A 16,346-nucleotide genomic window follows, 5' to 3' on the forward strand; every position below is an offset into this window, starting at 1 on the left:
GGAACCCTGCACATCACACACCCCGTGAAGGGTGTGGTGTGTCGGGGCCAAAACAAACTATGGCTTAAAGATTATCGAACACGCGCTGTTGAGTTCTCAAGAAGCAACCGTTCTTCCCGTACGAGTCTCAACCGTTTCCGGTTGCTTTTCCGTGGAAGACGTCTGCGTTTCCGCTTTGTTGTGTCTTCACTTTATCAGGGGTTCCGTTGCCCGCCAAATCAGCGATTCGGCGTGGAAACGCTCTGAGAGGAAGTGAAGGTGCCTCTCGCGAGGCGGCCTCCTGAGCTTACCCGCTCCGAGGCGATGCTCGGACCGGATGGAGTTCGGAAGGAGGTTCGCAGAACGCGGTCCGGTTCCGAGTCGGCCCCCGTTGGAGCCTCTCGCCGTCCCGCAGCGACCCGGTCAACTATAGGGCAGGGTGCGTGCGGCGTCAACCCAGGATCCACGACCAAGGACAGGGACCCTCCACAAGGAGTGAGAGCGGTCGGGATGTCCGGGGGCTCTTCCGGTCCCACGTGGGTCGACGCCCGAAGGGGCGTCGACCCACGGGCGAGGTCAGCCGCCGATGACGACGCCACCGATGTTGCGCTTACCCCTGCGCAGCACCACGAAGCGATCCCGCAACACGTCCTCCGGGCCGAGCGTGGCCTCCACATCGGTGACCTTGACGTTGTTCACGTAGGCACCACCCTCCTGGATGGCGCGGCGGGCCGCGGACTTGCTCGGGGTCAGACCGCTCTGCGCGAACAGGTCGCTCACGAGCAGCTCGCTCACCGGCCCCGAGACCTCGGCCTTGGGCACCTCGGCCAGGGCCGCCTCCAGTGTGCGGGCGTCCAGTTCCGCCAGGTCGGCACGGCCGAACAGGGCCAGACTGGCCTCCTTGACCTTGCGGCACTCCTCTTCCCCGTGCACCAAGGTGGTGAGGTCCTCCGCCAGAACACGCTGGGCCGCACGCGCCTGCGGGCGTTCCGCGGTCTGGCGCTCCAGCTCTTCGATCTCGCTCTGCCCGCGGAAACTGAAGCTCTTCAGGTAACGCACCACGTCGCGGTCGTCGGTGTTGAACCAGAACTGGTAGAAGGCGTAGGGCGAGGTCAGTTCGGGATCGAGCCAGACGGTGCCCGTCTCGGTCTTGCCGAACTTGGTGCCGTCCGCCTTGGTCAGCAGGTTCGTGGTCAGCCCGTGCGCCGGACCGTGCGGCTCGTTGCCGTCCATGCGTCGCACCAGGTCCAGCCCCGCCGTGATGTTGCCCCACTGGTCGGAGCCGCCGGTCTGTAGTGTGCACCCGTAACGCCGGTAGAGCTGCACGTAGTCGTAGGACTGCAACAACACGTAACTGAACTCGGTGTAGCTCATCCCCTCACCGTCGAGACGGCTCTTGACCGTCTCCCGGGCGAGCATCTGGTTGATGCTGAAGTGCTTGCCGACGTCGCGCAGCAGTTCGATGGCGTTGATCCCGCCCAGCCAATCCGCGTTGTCCGCCAGGACGGCGTCCGTCGGCCCGGGCTGCTCCCCCTCGGGGGCGAAACGCAGGAACGCCGACAGCTGACGGGCCAGGTTGTCGACCCATTCCCGCACGGTCTCCGTCGGGTTCAGCTGACGCTCGCCGGTGGGCTTGGGGTCTCCGATGAGACCGGTGCCACCGCCGACCAGGGCGATCGGGCGGTGCCCCGCCTGTTGGAAACGGGCCAGGGTCAGCGCCTGGATGAGGTGCCCCACGTGCAGACTGCCCGCGGTCGGGTCGAAACCGCAATACAAGGTGATCGGACCATCGGCGAGCGCCTTGCGCAGTGCGTCAAGGTCGGTCGTCTGCGCGAGCAGGCCGCGCCACTGGAGTTCGTCGATGATGTCGGTCACTGTAGTGCTCTCTGTCGTCGAGACGGCCCTGGAAGGGCTGGATCTGCCTTGAGTGTAGGTCGGACTCCGGAGACCGGACGTCCGCCCGTCCACCGTTTCACGCTATCCGCTCCTGCTTGACCCTCTTGGCTAATGGGATTAGCTTCGAAGATAAGGCTCATAGCCCAAGCGGAGGGGAACCATGACACACCACCTCGAACGCCCCGGGGGGCGCATCGCCTACGACCTCTACGGAGCGGAGAACGAGGGTCCTCTCGTGGTCTGTGTGCCCGGCATGTTCGACCACCGCCACTCCTTCCGGTTCGTCGGAACCGGTCTGGCCACTGCCGGATACCGGGTCGCGGCCATGGACCTGCGCGGCCACGGTGACAGCGACACCACCTTCGACGACCACACCGACCGAGCGGCGGCCGACGACGCGAGCGCGCTCGCCGAGGAGTTGGGAGGAAGGAACGTGGTGATGGTGGGCAACTCCATGGGCGCCGCCGCCGTGACGATCGCGGCCAAGGACCGGCCCGACCTGGTGGCGGGCATCGCCCTGCTCGGCCCGTTCCTACGACAGCCCTCCCTCGGGCCGCTCACCAGGGCCCTCATGCGGCTGGCCCTGCTACGCCCCTGGGGGCCTCGCTTCCTGACGTACTACTACGACACCCTGCACACGGGTCGCACCCCGGAGGGGCACGAACACCAACGCGCACTCGTCCGGGCGATGCTGCGACCCGCCGACCGCTACCGAGCCGTACACCGGACCGTCTACGCGCCCTCCTCGACGGTCACCGACTCGGAGGGGATGCGGGCTCGCGCCGTGGTGATCATGGGCGAGCAGGACCCCGACTGGAAGGACCCGCGTGCCGAGGCCACGTGGGCGGCCTCGGTGGTCCGCGGTTCGGTGGTGATGGTGCCCGAGTGCGGCCACTACGCGCACGCCCAGCGCCCGGACGTGGTCGTACCCGCCCTGGTCCGCCTGGTCGAGGAGGTCGCGGCCGATGTCTAGAGCCGGTCTGACTCCGGCACTGGTGGTCCAGGAGGCGGCCCGGCTCAGCGACGAGAGGGGTTTCGACTCCCTTTCCCTGGCCATGGTCGCCGCCCGGCTCGGGGTCGCCACACCCAGTCTGTACAAGCATGTCGACGGACTCCCGGGGCTACGTCGAGAAGTGGCGTTGTTGGGTGTGAACGACATCGGCGCGTGTCTGCAACGGGCCGCGGTGGGCCGCTCCGGTCCCGACGCGCTGCGCGCGACGGCCGATGCCTATCGCCGCTACGCACACGCCCATCCCGGACGTTACGCCGCCTTACAGCAGATGCCCCGATGGGCGGGGGCCGAGGTGGAGCTCTCCCACGATCCGGTGACCGTCCTGGCGGCGGTACTGCGCGGGTTCGACATCCCGGAGGAACGGATGGTCCACGCGATCCGGGCCCTGCGCAGCGGGCTGCACGGGTTCGTGGACCTGGAGATGCGTGGCGGCTTCGGACTTCCCGAGGACGTGAACGAGTCCTACGCGCTCGTGGTGGAGGGTTTCGTGCGCGTCTTCCGGTCGTGGTCCGCCTCGGGGTGAGGGATCCCTGTCCCCGGACGGTGTTCCCTCCGGTCGCGGACATAGGCCAAGCTGGTGACACCATCGTCGCCGTTTCCGCGGTGCCCGAAGTGTTGTGGAGTTCCCTCATGCCCAAGAATGCCTCGTCGAAGATCAGCGGTGTCGTTTCCGCCGTCGTCGGCGTCCTCGCTGTCACCGCTTTCGTCCTGTACCAACTGGGCGTGATCGAGTTGGATCGGGAGAGCCCCACGGAACCGCGGGCCGACGACGCCCCTTCTTCGGATCTGTCGGTGGAACAGGCCCGCCTGCAACTGGAGGAACTGCGGGTGGAGGAGGAGAACGACCCCCCGGGATACGACCGTTCGCTCTTCCCTCACTGGGACTCGGATGTGCAGGACGGTTGCAGTACCCGCCAGGCCGTGCTGTTGCGTGACGGCGAGGGGGTGGAGACCGACGACGACTGCCGGCCTGTGGAGGGTTCCTGGTACAGCGCCTACGACGGTGAGACCCTCACCGACGCCCAGGACGTGGACATCGACCACATGGTGCCGTTGAAGGAGGGCTGGCGTTCGGGTGCACACGCCTGGACGACCGAGGAGCGCGGGCGTTTCGCCAACGACATGGAATCCTCCCAACTATGGGCCGTGAGCGCCTCCACCAACCGCTCCAAGTCGGACGCCGATCCGTCGGAGTGGCTGCCGCCGTCGGAGTCCTCTCACTGCGACTACGTGGTCTCATGGATCGAGGTCAAGCACGTGTGGGAACTGAGCGTGGATCCGGACGAGGAGACGGCGCTGCGCGAGGTGCTGGCCGGTTGTTGAGGCGCTCATCTCGGGTCGGTGAACCTGATCCCGCGAGCCGTGGCCAACAACTCTTCCCGTCCCAGGAGGCCGAGGGCGTCACGTACCTCGATCGCCACACCCTCGGTCGGGAGCCAGAAGGCCTCGGTCTCACCGTGCAGGGCCGGGAGGCCGTGATGGTCGAACTCGGTGAGCTCCCAGTCCGGTGAGCGCTCGTGGTACTCGACGAGGAAATCGCGTAGCGCCGCCATGTCCGTGAGGCCGGTTCCTCGCATGACGAGGATCTGGAGGACGACCTTGGCCCCTCCGCCCTCCAGGGCCTTCTCCCACACCCTGCTGGAGAAGGACACGTCACCCCACTCGTACTCGAAGTCGGACACCGAGGTCCGGTCGTCGATCTGCTCGGGCAGGTGCTCGATGGTGAATCCGTCCAACTCTTCCCCTCCTGGGTCGGCTGCGGCCGGAACCGAGACGAGTGCGAACGTGGCGACAAGGAGCACCACGATCCACCGGACAACGTGCATGGTCACCTCCGGCGGCGTCGCGGGACCGTCCCGCGACGCCGCCGTTCCTTATGGTGCGGTGCCACGCGAACCAGTACCAGGGTGACCTCCGTCCTGTGGAGAACCTTCCCCGACACGCGCCACCTCGCACCGGGGCGGCCTACCCGTCGGGTCAGGAGATGAACGTGTCCGTGAGGAACTCGGCGATCGCCAGGGAGGACGTGGCCGCGGGTGAGGGCGCGTTGCGCACGCACACCACATGTCCGTGCGTGTCGACGTGGAAGTCGTCGAGCAGGGTCCCGTCTCGGGCCAGGGCCTGGGCCCGCACCCCGGCCGGGGCCGGACGCAGGTCCGCGGCCGTCAGCTCGGGCAGCAACCGCCTGACCCGCGAGGCGAAGGCCGCACGTGAGGCCGACACCAGGATCTCCTTGGCCCCCACCGCCCAGTGGCGGCGGGCCAGACGCCAAAATCCCGGCCAGGTCAGGGTTCGCGCGAATTCGTCGACCCGCAGCTCACCGGCCCGGTAGCCCTCCAGCGCCGTGGCCAGGACCGCGTTGGGCCCCGCCATGACCTCACCGTGCACGTGGCGGGTCAGATGCACCCCGAGAAAGGGGTGGCGGGGGTCGGGTACGGGATAGAGCAGGCCTTTGACCAGGTGGCGACGTTCGGGGACGAGTTCGTGGTACTGACCCCGGAAGGGCACCACCCGGGGGTCCTCGGCGGCCCCCGCCATGCGGGCGAGCCGGTCGCTGTGCAGCCCACCGCACAGCACGAGACGGTCGAAGCGGTGGACGAGGCGTTCCCCCCGCGGATCCGCGCTCAGGACCCGCACACCGTCCTGGTCCTGACGCAGACCGAGCACCGGGGTGTTGAGCAGGACCCGCCCTCCGGAGCGACGCACGTCGTCCGCGAGCTGCTCGGCGACGGCGGTGAAGTCGGTGATGGCGGTGTGGGGTGAGTACAGTGCCCCGGTGCCGACCGCGTGGGGCTCGATCTCGCGCAGGCCCTCCGGACCCAGTCTGGCCACATCGGGAACACCGTTGTCCTCGGCCCTGCGTCCGATGTCGTCCAGGCGTGCCTCGTCGGAGGCGTCCGTGGCCACCAGGACCTTGCCCACCCGCTGGTAGGGCAGTCCGTGCTGGGAGCAGTAGTCCCTGAGCAGGCCGACACCGCGTCGGCACAGGACGGCCTTGAGGGAGCCGGGCCTGTAGTAGAGCCCCGCGTGGACGACACCGCTGTTGTGTCCGCTCTGGTGTGCGGCGACATCGCCCTCCTTCTCCAGGACGGTGACACGGGCACCGTGGCGATGGAGGGCGAGGTGGCGCGCCAGGGCCAGGCCGACGATCCCCGCTCCGACGATGCCGATGTGTTCGCTGCTGCGCATGGCGGCACGTTAGCAACGGAGGTCCCGTCCTCGACCGACCGGGGACCATGGCCGTTCCGTGGGATCAGGTCACAACGCGCGGAGGCCGACCAGAACGGCGTGCAGGATGTCCTCCCGGTCGAGGGGACGGGAGGGACCGCAGCGCTGGAGCGAGCCGTCGGCGATCATCGCCGCGACGATGCCCCTGACCTGGCCGACCGGCAGTCGCACCTCCGCGGCGAGCTCGACCACGGTCCGGGCGTGCAGGGCGTGTCCGAGGATGGCCTCGCGCTCGGGGCGCAACCATTCTCGGCGTCCCGGGGTGCGGGCGGCGACGACCAGGCTGAGCAGGTCGGGCCCGCAGGGCCCTGAGACCAGGGCGTGTGCGTCGGGGTCTCCCGCCGCCACGGCGAAGGGGCGTAGGAAGCGCTCCTGTGCGGGGTCGTCCTCGTAGCGCGGTCCCCCGCCCGGCACCGGTCCGGGGTCCGTGTCCTGCCTTGTCCTGTCGTACGGGCTGTCGGCTCTCACCCTGTCTCCTCGGCCGGGCCGTGTTCTCCTTTGTCCTTCGCCGCGCTCCTCGTCCGTCACCCTCCACCCTCCAGGATCGTTACGCGCGGCCCCGCCCCACGTGGGCCTCCCCGGCACAGGGGCCTGTGGCACGCTCGCCGTGTCCCGCGCGGAGCCGTGCTGTGGCCGGGTTCGAGCCCGGGCATCCGGGGTGGGGGAGCCTTCGACGTCTTCGGTCCGACGGCCCGTACCGCGCGGTCGTACCTCCGGTGTCCCCCCGTTCCCCTGGGGTTCCGGAGTGCTGTGGGAGGAACAGGCCCTAGTCCTCATCGCGCCCCCTCGGCGGGGTGGGCGTACGGTGCACGGGTCCGTCGGTGCGGGCCGGCCCGCCGGACGACACGGGAGCCTGGGGCCCGGTGTGCCCGGGGGCACGAACGTGCCCGTGCGGTTCCCCGGTGGGTGGAGTCCGTCCGTCGTGGCCGATCGTCGGCACGGGGAAGGGCTGCGGTCCGGTGTGCCCTGGGACGGCGTGTCCGTTGCCGTTGCCGGTGTCGGACGGCGCGAGATCCCCGTTCCCGTGCACGCCACCCCGTGTCCCCGGCGGCCCGCCACCGTCCGTCAGGGCGCCGGTGATCGTCACCGGACTCTCCACCGGTTCCAGCAACGCGCTGGGCAGGAGCGCGGTCGCCCGGGTCCCGCCGTAGGAGGAGGGGCGCAGCCACACGCGGACGCCGTGCCGCTCCGCCAGCCGGGAGACGACGAAGAGCCCGAGCCTGGGATCGTCGGGGATCGCCATCATGTCGAATTCGGGCGGCTGGGTGAGGGTGCGTTCGGCCGCCGCGTAGCCGTGCTCGGACATGCCCAGTCCCCGGTCCTCGATCTCCACCAGCAGTCCCTCCGCCACCGGGGTGCAAGCGACGTCCACGGGCGTGCCGGCCGGGGAGAACTGGGTGGCGTTCTCCACCAGTTCGGCGAGCAGGTGCACCACGTCCGACACCGCCTGACCGTGCAGGAGCACCCGGGGCGCGGAGGTCAGACGCACGCGTTCGAAGTCCTCGGTCTCGGCGATGGCGGCCCGCAGCACGTCCACCAGCGGACGCGGCCGACGCCAGCGGCGGGCCGACTGACCGCCGCCGAGGATGATGAGGTTGTCGGCGTAACGGCGGGCCCGGGTGACCAGGTGGTCCAGGCGGAACAGGCGACGTAGCGCCTCGGGCTCCTGTTCGTGGTACTCGATCTCGTCGAGCAGGCGGAGTTGGCGCTGGACCAGGGTCTGGTTGCGAAAGGCGATGTCCAGGAAGGCCCGGTTGGCGCCCCTGCGGATCTCGGCCTGGCGTACCGCCGACTCCACCGCGGTGAGCTGGGCGGTGTCGAAGGCCTCGGCCACCTGCCCGATCTCGTCCTCGCCGCACTCCTCCAACGGTGGCAGCTCCTCTTGGACGTCCACCTTCTCTCCACGCTGGACGCGTTCGACGATGTCGGGCAGATCCTCATCGCGCTCCAGGATCTGTCCGCGCAGACGGGTCAGGCGGTCTGTGAGACGACGCGAGGAACGGCCCACCACCGCGATGGCCGCCACTCCGCCCACCAGGGTGAGCACGGCGGCCGCCGCCGCGAGCGCCACCTGTACAAGGGCCGTGCTCCAGGCCAGGTCCACGGTACGCGCGGCCTGGACTCCGACCAGGTCGTCCAGCGCCACCACGGACCTGGTGGAGGAGTCGTCCCATTCGGCCGCGTCGACGTCGATCTCCGTGTTCCACCGGATGTGGGGTCTTTCGTCCGAGGCACCCTCCGTCTCGGGTGCCGGTTCGACGATCGGGGTCCGGGTGACCACCTGGCGGCTGAGCTCCTCGGCCCGCCCCCAGTAGGGCTGCGCGGTCATCGCGTCGTAGCGTGCCCGCACACTCGGGTGCATGACGGCGTCGGCCGACTGGAGGGTCTCGCGATAGGAGGCCGTGAGGTAGGTGAAGTGCGCCGTCTCCTCGTAGCTCATCGCCCCGCGAGCGATGTTCCCCGCGAGCAGGGCGTCGGCGGTGGCGTAGGCCGAGCGCGCCTTGAGCAGTTCACTGGTCAGGACCGCGTCGGTGAGGTTCTCTCCGCCGTCGGTGGTGTGCACGAGCGCGGTGGTGGCCTGGGTGGTGGCGTCCAGGAGCCCGCCGTAGCGTAGGAGGGTCTCCTCCTGTTCGGCGGTGTGCTCGTCGATGCGCGTGCGCACCTCCGCCAGGGCCTCGGGACCGTCCAGGAGGGCGATGGCGCTGCGCTGGACCTCGTCGTCACGGGTACCACGCAGGTCCTTGGCGAGCACGACGACGGCCTCCATCGCCGTGTCGGTGGCCTCACGCTGCTCGTCCAGGGCGTCACCGACCTCGATGTCGGGTCCGCCCCGTTCGAAGTGACCCAGGTAGACCAGGGACAGACGACGTTCGGAGCGCAACTGCTCGGCCGCTTCGGAGAGGATCTGGGTTCCCTCACGTGCTTGGGCGACGGCGCTCATGAGCTGGACCGCCCGGGCCGTTCCGAAGGCGGCCACGACGAGCCAGAGCACGAGGAAACACAGGCTCGGGATCAGCATGATGCGGGTGAGCTGTGCCCGGATCGTCGGCGCTTTTTGGCGGGTTGTGCGCATGGCCCCTCCAGCCGGTGCGGATGCCGGGCTCCAGGAGGGCGCCCCGGCGGCTTTCGGTCGTGCCGAGGCTATCGAAAAATCCTTGCTTTATGCTGTCAAACGATCACTATCAGTTGCCGTTTCTTTGACGGTCCGCTTTCCGAGGGTGTGCCGCGCCGGTTTCCATGGGAGGAGCCGCCCGACTTCCAGGGCCGACGACGAAGGGCCGTCCGCTCGGCGGACGGCCCTTGGATGGCAACACACGTGGGGGCGCGGCGCGTTGTTCGTGCCGGCTCGTGATCGGGCCCGCGGGTCCCGTTCCCGCGCTCAGGACTCCGGCCGGTGCCGTGAGCCCACGGGGGCCGGCAGTTCGTCGACCGTGGGCGGCTGCTCCACCCCCAGGGAGTTGAGCACCTCGGCGTAGCGCAGGGCGGCGATCTTGCCCAGCAGACCGTCCGGGCCCAGGGGCGCTCCGAGTTCGGTCCCCAGACGCACGGCCATCGCCTCCAACTCGGGAAGCTCCGGCCCCAGGGCGCTGGGCGCGATCACGGGGCGCCGGCAGCCGCCCTGGCGCAGCTGCTCCACCACCTGTCCGACCGAGGCCTCATCCTCCAGGTCGGCGGGAAGAACGGTCAGTCCCAGGCGGGCTGCGAGCAGCACCGCGGTCACGCCCGCGGCGCCCACGGCCCCCTCACCGCCGACCGCGCCGACCACGACTCCGTCCGCCATGGTGGTGTTACGGGCCACCACGCTGATCAGTCGCATCCGGTCGGCGCGTACGTATCCCGCCTCGGCCAGACGAAGGTGCAACGCTTCGGCGAGCATGGGGTGCGGGCCCAGTCCCTCGGTGACGCGTACGTTGGCACCGGACCGGGAGACGGCCTCGTCGACCGCGGCGGACACCCCCGCGTGGGGGGCCGTGACCAGAGGGACGACGACACCGGCCAGCGGTCGCTCGTGGGAGTCCTCCAGGTCGGTGAGCGCTTCGGCGAGGGTCTGCTCACCGCCCTCGGTGTGCCCGTAGCGGATGGTGACCTCGGGCCGGTAGGCCCGCACGAGTTCGGCCATGCGGGCACCGGCCGACTCACCGTCAACGCCCTGGGCCCTCTCGGCGGTGCCCGGAACCGCCATGATCAGAGCAGGCGTACCGAACCAGCTGTCGAAGGACAAGGGGTTACGGTGGCGCCCGGAACGGCGCTTGGGCAGTTCGCGTGGGGGAAGTCGATCAGAATTTCGCATACCAGGATTCAGGTGAGAGGCGGATGGGGGTGCCCGTTCGGGCAGGGAGGTCATTGCCGCGACATTGTAGCGTTCGGCACCCTGTTTCATGGGAGTATCCCAGAACGTATACCGGATCGCTCTCACGTGGGTGCCCAGGGTGCCGCCTCGCCCCCTCATCGGCTCATGGCCGGGCTCCGCCCTCGGAGGACGTGGGTGACCAGGGCGACCAGAACCTCCTTACAGGACTCGCGCTCGCGAGCGTCGGCCATGATGACGGGGGTCTCCGCTGAGACGTCCAGCGCCTCACGGACCTCCGCCTCACCGTAGGCGGTGGAGCCCTCGAAACGGTTCACCGCGACCACGAAGGGGACCCTCCGCCGCTCGAAGAAGTCCACGGCGTGGAAGCAGGTGTCCAGGCGGCGGGTGTCCGCCAGCACGACCGCGCCGAGCGCCCCTTCCGCCAGTTCGTCCCACATGAACCAGAACCGGTCCTGACCGGGGGTGCCGAACAGGTACAGGACGATGTCGGTGTTGATGGTGATACGACCGAAGTCCAAGGCCACCGTGGTGGTGGCCTTCTGCTCCACTCCCCCGAGGTCGTCCACTCCGTAGCTGGCCTCGGTCATCACCTCCTCGGTGCTCAGCGGAGCGATCTCACTGACGGAGGTGACCAGCGTGGTCTTCCCCGCACCGAACCCACCGGCGATGACGATCTTGACCGCATGGGGGATCGTCTCCTGTGGCCTGACGTCAGAGTCTGCGGATGCCATCGAGTACCGCCTGAAGTACTTTCTTCTCGGGAAGCCGTGTCATGGTCGCCCGCGTGCGCACGTCCCCCTCGGCGAGCAGGTCCCCCAACAGGACCCGGACCACGGTGAGGGGGATGTCGAGTCGGGCGGAGATCTCCGCCACCGATATCGGTCTGCGGCACAGGCGCAGGATCGCCTCGTGTTCGGGTTCGCGGCCGGGGTCCCCTTGCGTGCGCGCGGCGACCACGATGGTGACCAGGTCCAGGCGTGGTCCGGTGGAGGGTCGGGTGCGTCCTCGCGTCATGGTGTAGGGACGTACCAACGGACCCGCCGAGGTCTCGCCGAGCGCGACCCCCGAGGAGGGACCCTCGGACGTCGGATGTTCTCCGCCCCGGTGCCATGTCTCCGTCCGACTTCTCTGCGCCGGCTCTCGGACCCGCTCCGCCGCCACGGCGTGGGGCGGGCCCGCTCCGTACCTGTCTCCCGACGTGCTCACGAACCGGCCCTCCCCGCGACTGTGAGCGGGCCCGGCCGACGCGGTGCGGCGGTCAGGAATTGGCCCACCCTCTTGACCCTCAGGTTCATCTCGTAGGCGACGAGCCCGACGTCGGCGTCCTCCGTCGCCAGTACCGCCAGGCAGGCCCCCGCCCCCGCGGCCGTGACGAAAAGGTAGGAACGTTCCATCTCCACCACCGTCTGACGGACGTCTCCCCCACCGAAGTGCCGTCCCGTTCCCCTCGCCAGACTCTGGAAGGCCGAGGCCAGGGCCGACAGGTGTTCGGCGTCCTGGGGCGCCAGCCCCCGTGAGCCTCCGAGCAGCAAACCGTCGGCCGACAGCACGACCGCGTGTTCGGCCCCCACGACTCGGTCGACCAGGTCGTCCAGGAGCCAGTCCAGATTGTCCGCGGCCTTGCTCTTGCCCACCATGTTAGTCGCTCTCTCCCGTGTGATCGTCGACGCTCGCGCCGACCTGACCGTCACTGCTGTGTTCACGCACGCCATCGCCGGTGTCGGCGTCGATGCCCGCGGCTCGCCCGCGCCGGGTTCCGGCACTGAAGGCGTTCATCATCCGCCGTGCCTGTTCGGGGCTCCGTTCGACGGGACCCGAGGGGACGGACCCCTCCCGTCCGGGGCCGGGTTCGGTCCTGAGTTGGGGGGCGAGGTTGGCCTGGCGCCTGCGCCTGGGCAATCGGGGACGGTCCGCCTCGGGACCGACGCGGTCGCCCCGGACGTCGGTCCCGGAGGGACCGCTCCGCTCCGTCGACGCGGAGGCCGATGCGGGGGAGGGCGGAGGGACCCGGCGCAACAGAGGGGCGTCGCGGTCGGAGCGCTCGGCCCCCTCGTGTCGGTCGTCGCCGTAGCGCGGCACCGGACGCAGGACGGGACGTGTGGTGCGAGGCGCCTCTCCCACGGCGAGCAGGTCGGCGCGCTCCCGTTCCTCCGCCGACTCCCGCGGCGCGCAGGGGACGCCCTGCGTGAGCGCGACGTGGGAACGCTCGGGGGCGGAGGAGGCGATGAGGGCGTTGGGGAGGAGCACCACGGCACGGGTCCCCCCGTAGGGCGAGTGCCGCAACTGCACCCGGATGTCGTGTTTGACCGCCAGGCGGGCGACCACGAACAACCCCAGGCGCGAGTCCGCTCCGGGTGTCATCATGTCGAACTCCGGTGCCTCGCTGAGGGTCCTGTTGGCATCGGCCAGTACCTCCTCGGTCATCCCCAGACCACGGTCCTCGATCTCCACCGCCACTCCCTTGGGCACGGACTCACAGGAGATGGTCACCTCGGTGTGCGGCGGGGAGTAGGCGGTGGCGTTCTCCACGAGTTCGGCGAGGAGGTGGATGACGTCGGCGACGGCGGATCCGGCCAGCGACAGTTCGGGGACCGAGGCCAACCGGACCCTCGCGTACTCCTCTGTCTCGGAGACGGCACCGCGCAGGATGTCCATGAGCGGGACCGGGTGGCGCCAGCGGCGCCCCGGCTGGGCCCCGCCCAGGATGATGAGGTTCTCGGCGTGACGGCGCCCCCTGGTCGCCAGGTGGTCGAGTTGGAAGAGGCTCTCCAGCAGGTCGGGGTCGTCCTCCTCGCGTTCGACACGGTCCAGCAGTTGGAGTTGGCGTTGGAGCAGTGACTGGTGGCGATGGGCGATGCCGAGGAAGACCCGGTTGACCCCCGCCCGCATGTCGGCCTGCTTCACGGCGGCCCCCACCGCGGTGCGCTGGGCGATGTTGAAGGCGTCGGCCACCTGGCCGACCTCGTCGTCGCCGTGGTCGAGTCGTTTCATCTCGGTGTCGAGGTCGACGTGCTCTCCGGCCTCCAGACGGCGCACGATGCGTGGCAGGTCGCTGCGCGCGGTGCCCAGGGTGTCGGCGCGCAGCTGGGCGAGTCGGTAGACGAGGCGGCCGGCCGAACGGGCGGCCACACCATAGGCGAGGGTGCCCGCGAACAGGGACAGGATGCCGCCTCCCACGGCGAGGGTGAGCATCCAGGAACTGGCGCCCTCCGCCTCGGCGACGACGGCCTCGGCACGGGCGGTGGTGATGGCCCCCAGGTCGGTCGTGACCTGGTCGGCGGTCTCCCTCCAGTCCCCCAGTCCGGTGGGCGGTTCGAGACCGTGCCCCTGGTTCGTGGTGGAGGAACCGCCCGCGGGGAACGCCTCGTGGTGGGCGAGTCCCTCGGCGAGGGACAGCGCCTCCTGCCAGGCTCTGCTCCGGGACAGTGCGGTCACCGTGGGGGCCTCGCCCCCGTCCGCGGCGGAGGTCGGGTGGACGGTCTCGACACGGTGACGGGCGTCGGAGACCAGTGTCGCGACCAGGGTCTGTTGCGCGCGGTCCACGGTGTTCTCGGCCAGCACGGAACCGATGATCGCGTCGATGTGACTGAAGCTCTCCTGGGCCCACATCAGGTCGGTCACGGCCGCGGCCTCGGCGGAGGCGGGCCCGTGACCCAGGGAGCGGGTGATGGCGGCGTAGAGGCGGATGCCCTGTTCGACGGCGGTGGTGTAGGCGGTGACGTCGACCTCGGACGGAGCGGGATCGGCGAGGGCGGCCTCGCGCAGCTCTCCGATCTCGTCCAAGGAGGAGAAGAAGTCCTCCGCCAGGGACCTGGTGGTCGGGTCGTCGGAGTCGTGGAGGACGTCGCGCACCGTGTGTACGGACGCGAGCGCCTCGTCGGTGAGCGTGATCGCCCCCGTGAACGTCTCCCGCCCGCCAGGGCCCGGGTCTGCGAGGTACTCCGCGCCCAGTCGACGCTCCTCCTGCAACAGGACGAGCGCCTCGGCGAGCTCGATCCCGGCCCGCCCGTCGCCGACCGCGGTGCGCAACGACACCGCCTGTACGAGCGTGGCGGTACTCAGCACGGCGAACAGCGCCAAAAAGGTGATGCTGGGAATCAACACGATCGTGTTGATCTGAGACCTGATGCCGCCGCGGCCGGTGCCTCCCGGGTTCCCCATTGCGTTCCTCCCACGGACTGGTCACGGACACATGTCGGGCGTGGGTACACCGCGCCGGTGCACCGACGGGCCGTGCACTGAGGGAGACGTCACTGTGTGCACAGGGCATGCCACGCGTGGTGCCCGCAGAGTCAGGACGCTACCGCACTCTCCTGGCGGTCGGGCGGCGAATTCCAAAATGGATGTCGGGGAGGCGTGGACTCCGTGGACCCGGTCGTGAAAGGGGCGACCACGAACGCGAACGGGCACGCGCCCTCGGGGACGCGTGCCCGGACATCGGGGCGATCGGCGGCGCCTACACGGCGAAGGCCCCACGGTGCTCGTCGATCTGCGAACGCAACCGCTCCAGCTGCTCGGCGACCCGGACCGGCGCCGTACCGCCCTTTCCGGAGCGCGAGGCCAGCGACCCCGACACCGTGAGGACCTCGCGCACCTGCGGGGTCAGGTGCGCGGAGATGGCGGCGAGGTCCTCGTCTCCCAGGTCGGGAAGGTCGATACCGCGCTCCTCGCACACACGCACACAGGTGCCCGCGATCTCGTGCGCCTCCCGGAAGGGCACGCGCTCGCGCACGAGCCACTCGGCGATGTCCGTGGCCAGGGAGAACCCCTGCGGGGCCAGTTCGGCCATCCGGTCCGTGTGGAAGGTGAGCGTGGCGACCATGCCGGTCATGGCGGGGAGCAGCAGGTGGAGGGTGTCCACCGCGTCGAAGACCGGCTCCTTGTCCTCTTGCAGGTCACGGTTGTAGGCCAACGGAAGGCCCTTGAGGGTGGCCAGCAGTCCGGAGAGGTCGCCGATCAGGCGTCCGGCCTTGCCCCGTGCGAGTTCGGCGACGTCGGGGTTCTTCTTCTGCGGCATGATCGAGGAGCCGGTGGAGAAGGCGTCGTCGAGTGTGACGAAGGAGAACTCCTTGGTCGCCCAGAGGATGACCTCCTCCGACAGCCTGGACAGGTCCACACCGATCATCGCGCTGACGAAGGAGAACTCGGCGACCACGTCGCGTGCGGCGGTGCCGTCGATGGAGTTGTCGACCGAGTCGGGAAAGCCCAGTTCCTCGGCGACCGCCCGGGGGTCCAGGCCCAGGGAGGAGCCGGCGAGGGCGCCGGAGCCGTAGGCCGACACCGCGGCGCGGCCGTCCCAGTCGCGCAGCCGTTGTACGTCGCGCATCAGCGGCCAGGCATGAGCCATCAACTGGTGGGCGAGCAGTACGGGCTGGGCGTGTTGAAGATGGGTGCGGCCGGGCATGGCGGCGGTGGGGTGCGCGGCGGCCTGGTCCGCCAGGGCCTGGACCAGGTCCAGCACCCGGTCGGCGATCCGGCGGGCCTCCTCTCGCAGGTACATGCGCACCAGAGTGGCGATCTGGTCGTTGCGCGAGCGTCCCGCACGCAGCCGTCCGCCCAGTTCGGGCCCGACCCTCTCGATGAAGCCGCGCTCCAGCGCGGTGTGCACGTCCTCGTCCGCCAGGACGGGGGTGAACGCCCCGGAGGCCACGTCGGCCTCCAACCGGTCCAGGCCGGCGATCATGCGCTCCAGTTCGTCCTCGGTGAGCAGTCCGGCGCGGTGCAGCCCTCGGGCGTGCGCGCGGGACCCGGCGATGTCGTGGCGGGCCAGGCGCCAGTCGAAGTGGGTGCTCAGTGACAGCCGTGCCAGGGCCTGGTCGGGGCCGCCCTCGAAGCGGCCTCCCCACAGGCGCAGCGCCTCGGGCTGGTCGGCCATGGAAGGTCCCTGCCTTTCTCATGGGGCACGGGACCGTCGAGGTC

The 16,346-nt window shown here is 69.8% G+C and carries 14 protein-coding genes; 3 read left to right on the plus strand and 11 right to left on the minus strand.

Going from position 1 to position 16,346, the window contains the following annotated elements; genetic code table 11:
- Nucleotides 1-555: 555 nt before the first annotated feature.
- The gene (gene tyrS / locus PFX91_RS00005; RefSeq protein ID WP_285728464.1) at nt 556-1,854 is read right to left on the minus strand and encodes a tyrosine--tRNA ligase; all 1,299 of its coding nucleotides are present in this window, start codon (nt 1,852-1,854) and stop codon (nt 556-558) included.
- 181 nt (nt 1,855-2,035) lie between these two features.
- Here tyrS and PFX91_RS00010 point away from each other — a divergent pair, with 181 nt between their 5' ends.
- The 3 genes from PFX91_RS00010 to PFX91_RS00020 all read left to right on the plus strand — a co-directional run bounded on the left by PFX91_RS00010 (nt 2,036) and on the right by PFX91_RS00020 (nt 4,210).
- On the plus strand, nt 2,036-2,848 hold the full coding sequence (locus PFX91_RS00010) for an alpha/beta fold hydrolase (protein WP_285728466.1): 813 nt from the start codon (nt 2,036-2,038) through the stop codon (nt 2,846-2,848).
- A complete protein-coding gene (locus tag PFX91_RS00015) occupies nt 2,841-3,410 on the plus strand; it encodes a TetR/AcrR family transcriptional regulator (RefSeq protein WP_285728468.1) in 570 nt (189 codons plus the stop codon). Before PFX91_RS00010 ends, PFX91_RS00015 begins: the two co-directional genes overlap by 8 nt.
- A 107-nt stretch (nt 3,411-3,517) precedes the next feature.
- A complete protein-coding gene (locus PFX91_RS00020; RefSeq protein WP_285728469.1) occupies nt 3,518-4,210 on the plus strand; it encodes an HNH endonuclease family protein in 693 nt (230 codons plus the stop codon).
- A 5-nt stretch (nt 4,211-4,215) separates the two neighbouring features.
- On the opposite strand, the gene PFX91_RS00025 is transcribed toward PFX91_RS00020, so the two are convergent.
- From PFX91_RS00025 to argH, 10 genes are all read right to left on the minus strand, one after another.
- A complete protein-coding gene (locus tag PFX91_RS00025; protein WP_285728939.1) occupies nt 4,216-4,623 on the minus strand; it encodes a hypothetical protein in 408 nt (135 codons plus the stop codon).
- Nucleotides 4,624-4,864: 241 nt separating this feature from the next.
- A complete protein-coding gene (gene lhgD / locus PFX91_RS00030; RefSeq protein WP_285728470.1) occupies nt 4,865-6,076 on the minus strand; it encodes an L-2-hydroxyglutarate dehydrogenase in 1,212 nt (403 codons plus the stop codon).
- Nucleotides 6,077-6,145: 69 nt separating this feature from the next.
- Nucleotides 6,146-6,583, minus strand: coding sequence for a DUF742 domain-containing protein (locus tag PFX91_RS00035; protein ID WP_502888215.1), 438 nt, complete (start codon nt 6,581-6,583; stop codon nt 6,146-6,148).
- Nucleotides 6,584-6,881: 298 nt separating this feature from the next.
- Nucleotides 6,882-9,188, minus strand: a complete 2,307-nt coding sequence (locus tag PFX91_RS00040) for a sensor histidine kinase (protein WP_285728471.1) — start codon at nt 9,186-9,188, stop codon at nt 6,882-6,884.
- Nucleotides 9,189-9,494: 306 nt separating this feature from the next.
- The gene (locus tag PFX91_RS00045; RefSeq protein ID WP_285728472.1) at nt 9,495-10,406 is read right to left on the minus strand and encodes a sirohydrochlorin chelatase; all 912 of its coding nucleotides are present in this window, start codon (nt 10,404-10,406) and stop codon (nt 9,495-9,497) included.
- Nucleotides 10,407-10,561: 155 nt separating this feature from the next.
- Entirely contained in the window at nt 10,562-11,158 is a 597-nt protein-coding gene (locus PFX91_RS00050; RefSeq protein ID WP_285728473.1) for a GTP-binding protein, read from the minus strand.
- Nucleotides 11,139-11,633, minus strand: a complete 495-nt coding sequence (locus PFX91_RS00055; protein ID WP_502888216.1) for a DUF742 domain-containing protein — start codon at nt 11,631-11,633, stop codon at nt 11,139-11,141. Before PFX91_RS00055 ends, PFX91_RS00050 begins: the two co-directional genes overlap by 20 nt.
- Complete coding sequence (locus PFX91_RS00060; RefSeq protein WP_285728474.1) at nt 11,630-12,064, minus strand: roadblock/LC7 domain-containing protein; 435 nt, start codon at nt 12,062-12,064, stop codon at nt 11,630-11,632. The genes PFX91_RS00055 and PFX91_RS00060 overlap by 4 nt, the downstream gene beginning before the upstream one ends.
- Nucleotide 12,065: 1 nt before the next feature.
- A complete protein-coding gene (locus PFX91_RS00065) occupies nt 12,066-14,588 on the minus strand; it encodes a sensor histidine kinase (protein ID WP_285728475.1) in 2,523 nt (840 codons plus the stop codon).
- A 295-nt stretch (nt 14,589-14,883) separates the two neighbouring features.
- Nucleotides 14,884-16,302 carry an argininosuccinate lyase gene (gene argH, locus PFX91_RS00070; protein WP_285728476.1) on the minus strand — a complete coding sequence of 473 codons (1,419 nt, stop codon included), beginning with the start codon at nt 16,300-16,302 and terminating at the stop codon, nt 14,884-14,886.
- Nucleotides 16,303-16,346: the final 44 nt, after the last annotated feature.

Origin of the sequence: Nocardiopsis sp. ATB16-24 (assembly GCF_030271535.1) — a bacterium.
Lineage (GTDB): Bacteria > Actinomycetota > Actinomycetes > Streptosporangiales > Streptosporangiaceae > Nocardiopsis.

Bases quoted from the DNA above. Each gene is read 5' to 3' on its own strand.
- PFX91_RS00010 (WP_285728466.1), top strand. From the start codon at position 2,036: ATGACACACCACCTCGAACGCCCCGGGGGGCGCATCGCCTACGACCTC.
- PFX91_RS00015 (WP_285728468.1), top strand. From the start codon at position 2,841: ATGTCTAGAGCCGGTCTGACTCCGGCACTGGTGGTCCAGGAGGCGGCC.
- PFX91_RS00020 (WP_285728469.1), top strand. From the start codon at position 3,518: ATGCCCAAGAATGCCTCGTCGAAGATCAGCGGTGTCGTTTCCGCCGTC.
- lhgD (WP_285728470.1), bottom strand. From the start codon at position 6,076: ATGCGCAGCAGCGAACACATCGGCATCGTCGGAGCGGGGATCGTCGGC.
- PFX91_RS00040 (WP_285728471.1), bottom strand. From the start codon at position 9,188: ATGCGCACAACCCGCCAAAAAGCGCCGACGATCCGGGCACAGCTCACC.
- PFX91_RS00045 (WP_285728472.1), bottom strand. From the start codon at position 10,406: ATGCGAAATTCTGATCGACTTCCCCCACGCGAACTGCCCAAGCGCCGT.
- PFX91_RS00050 (WP_285728473.1), bottom strand. From the start codon at position 11,158: ATGGCATCCGCAGACTCTGACGTCAGGCCACAGGAGACGATCCCCCAT.
- PFX91_RS00060 (WP_285728474.1), bottom strand. From the start codon at position 12,064: ATGGTGGGCAAGAGCAAGGCCGCGGACAATCTGGACTGGCTCCTGGAC.
- PFX91_RS00065 (WP_285728475.1), bottom strand. From the start codon at position 14,588: ATGGGGAACCCGGGAGGCACCGGCCGCGGCGGCATCAGGTCTCAGATC.
- argH (WP_285728476.1), bottom strand. From the start codon at position 16,302: ATGGCCGACCAGCCCGAGGCGCTGCGCCTGTGGGGAGGCCGCTTCGAG.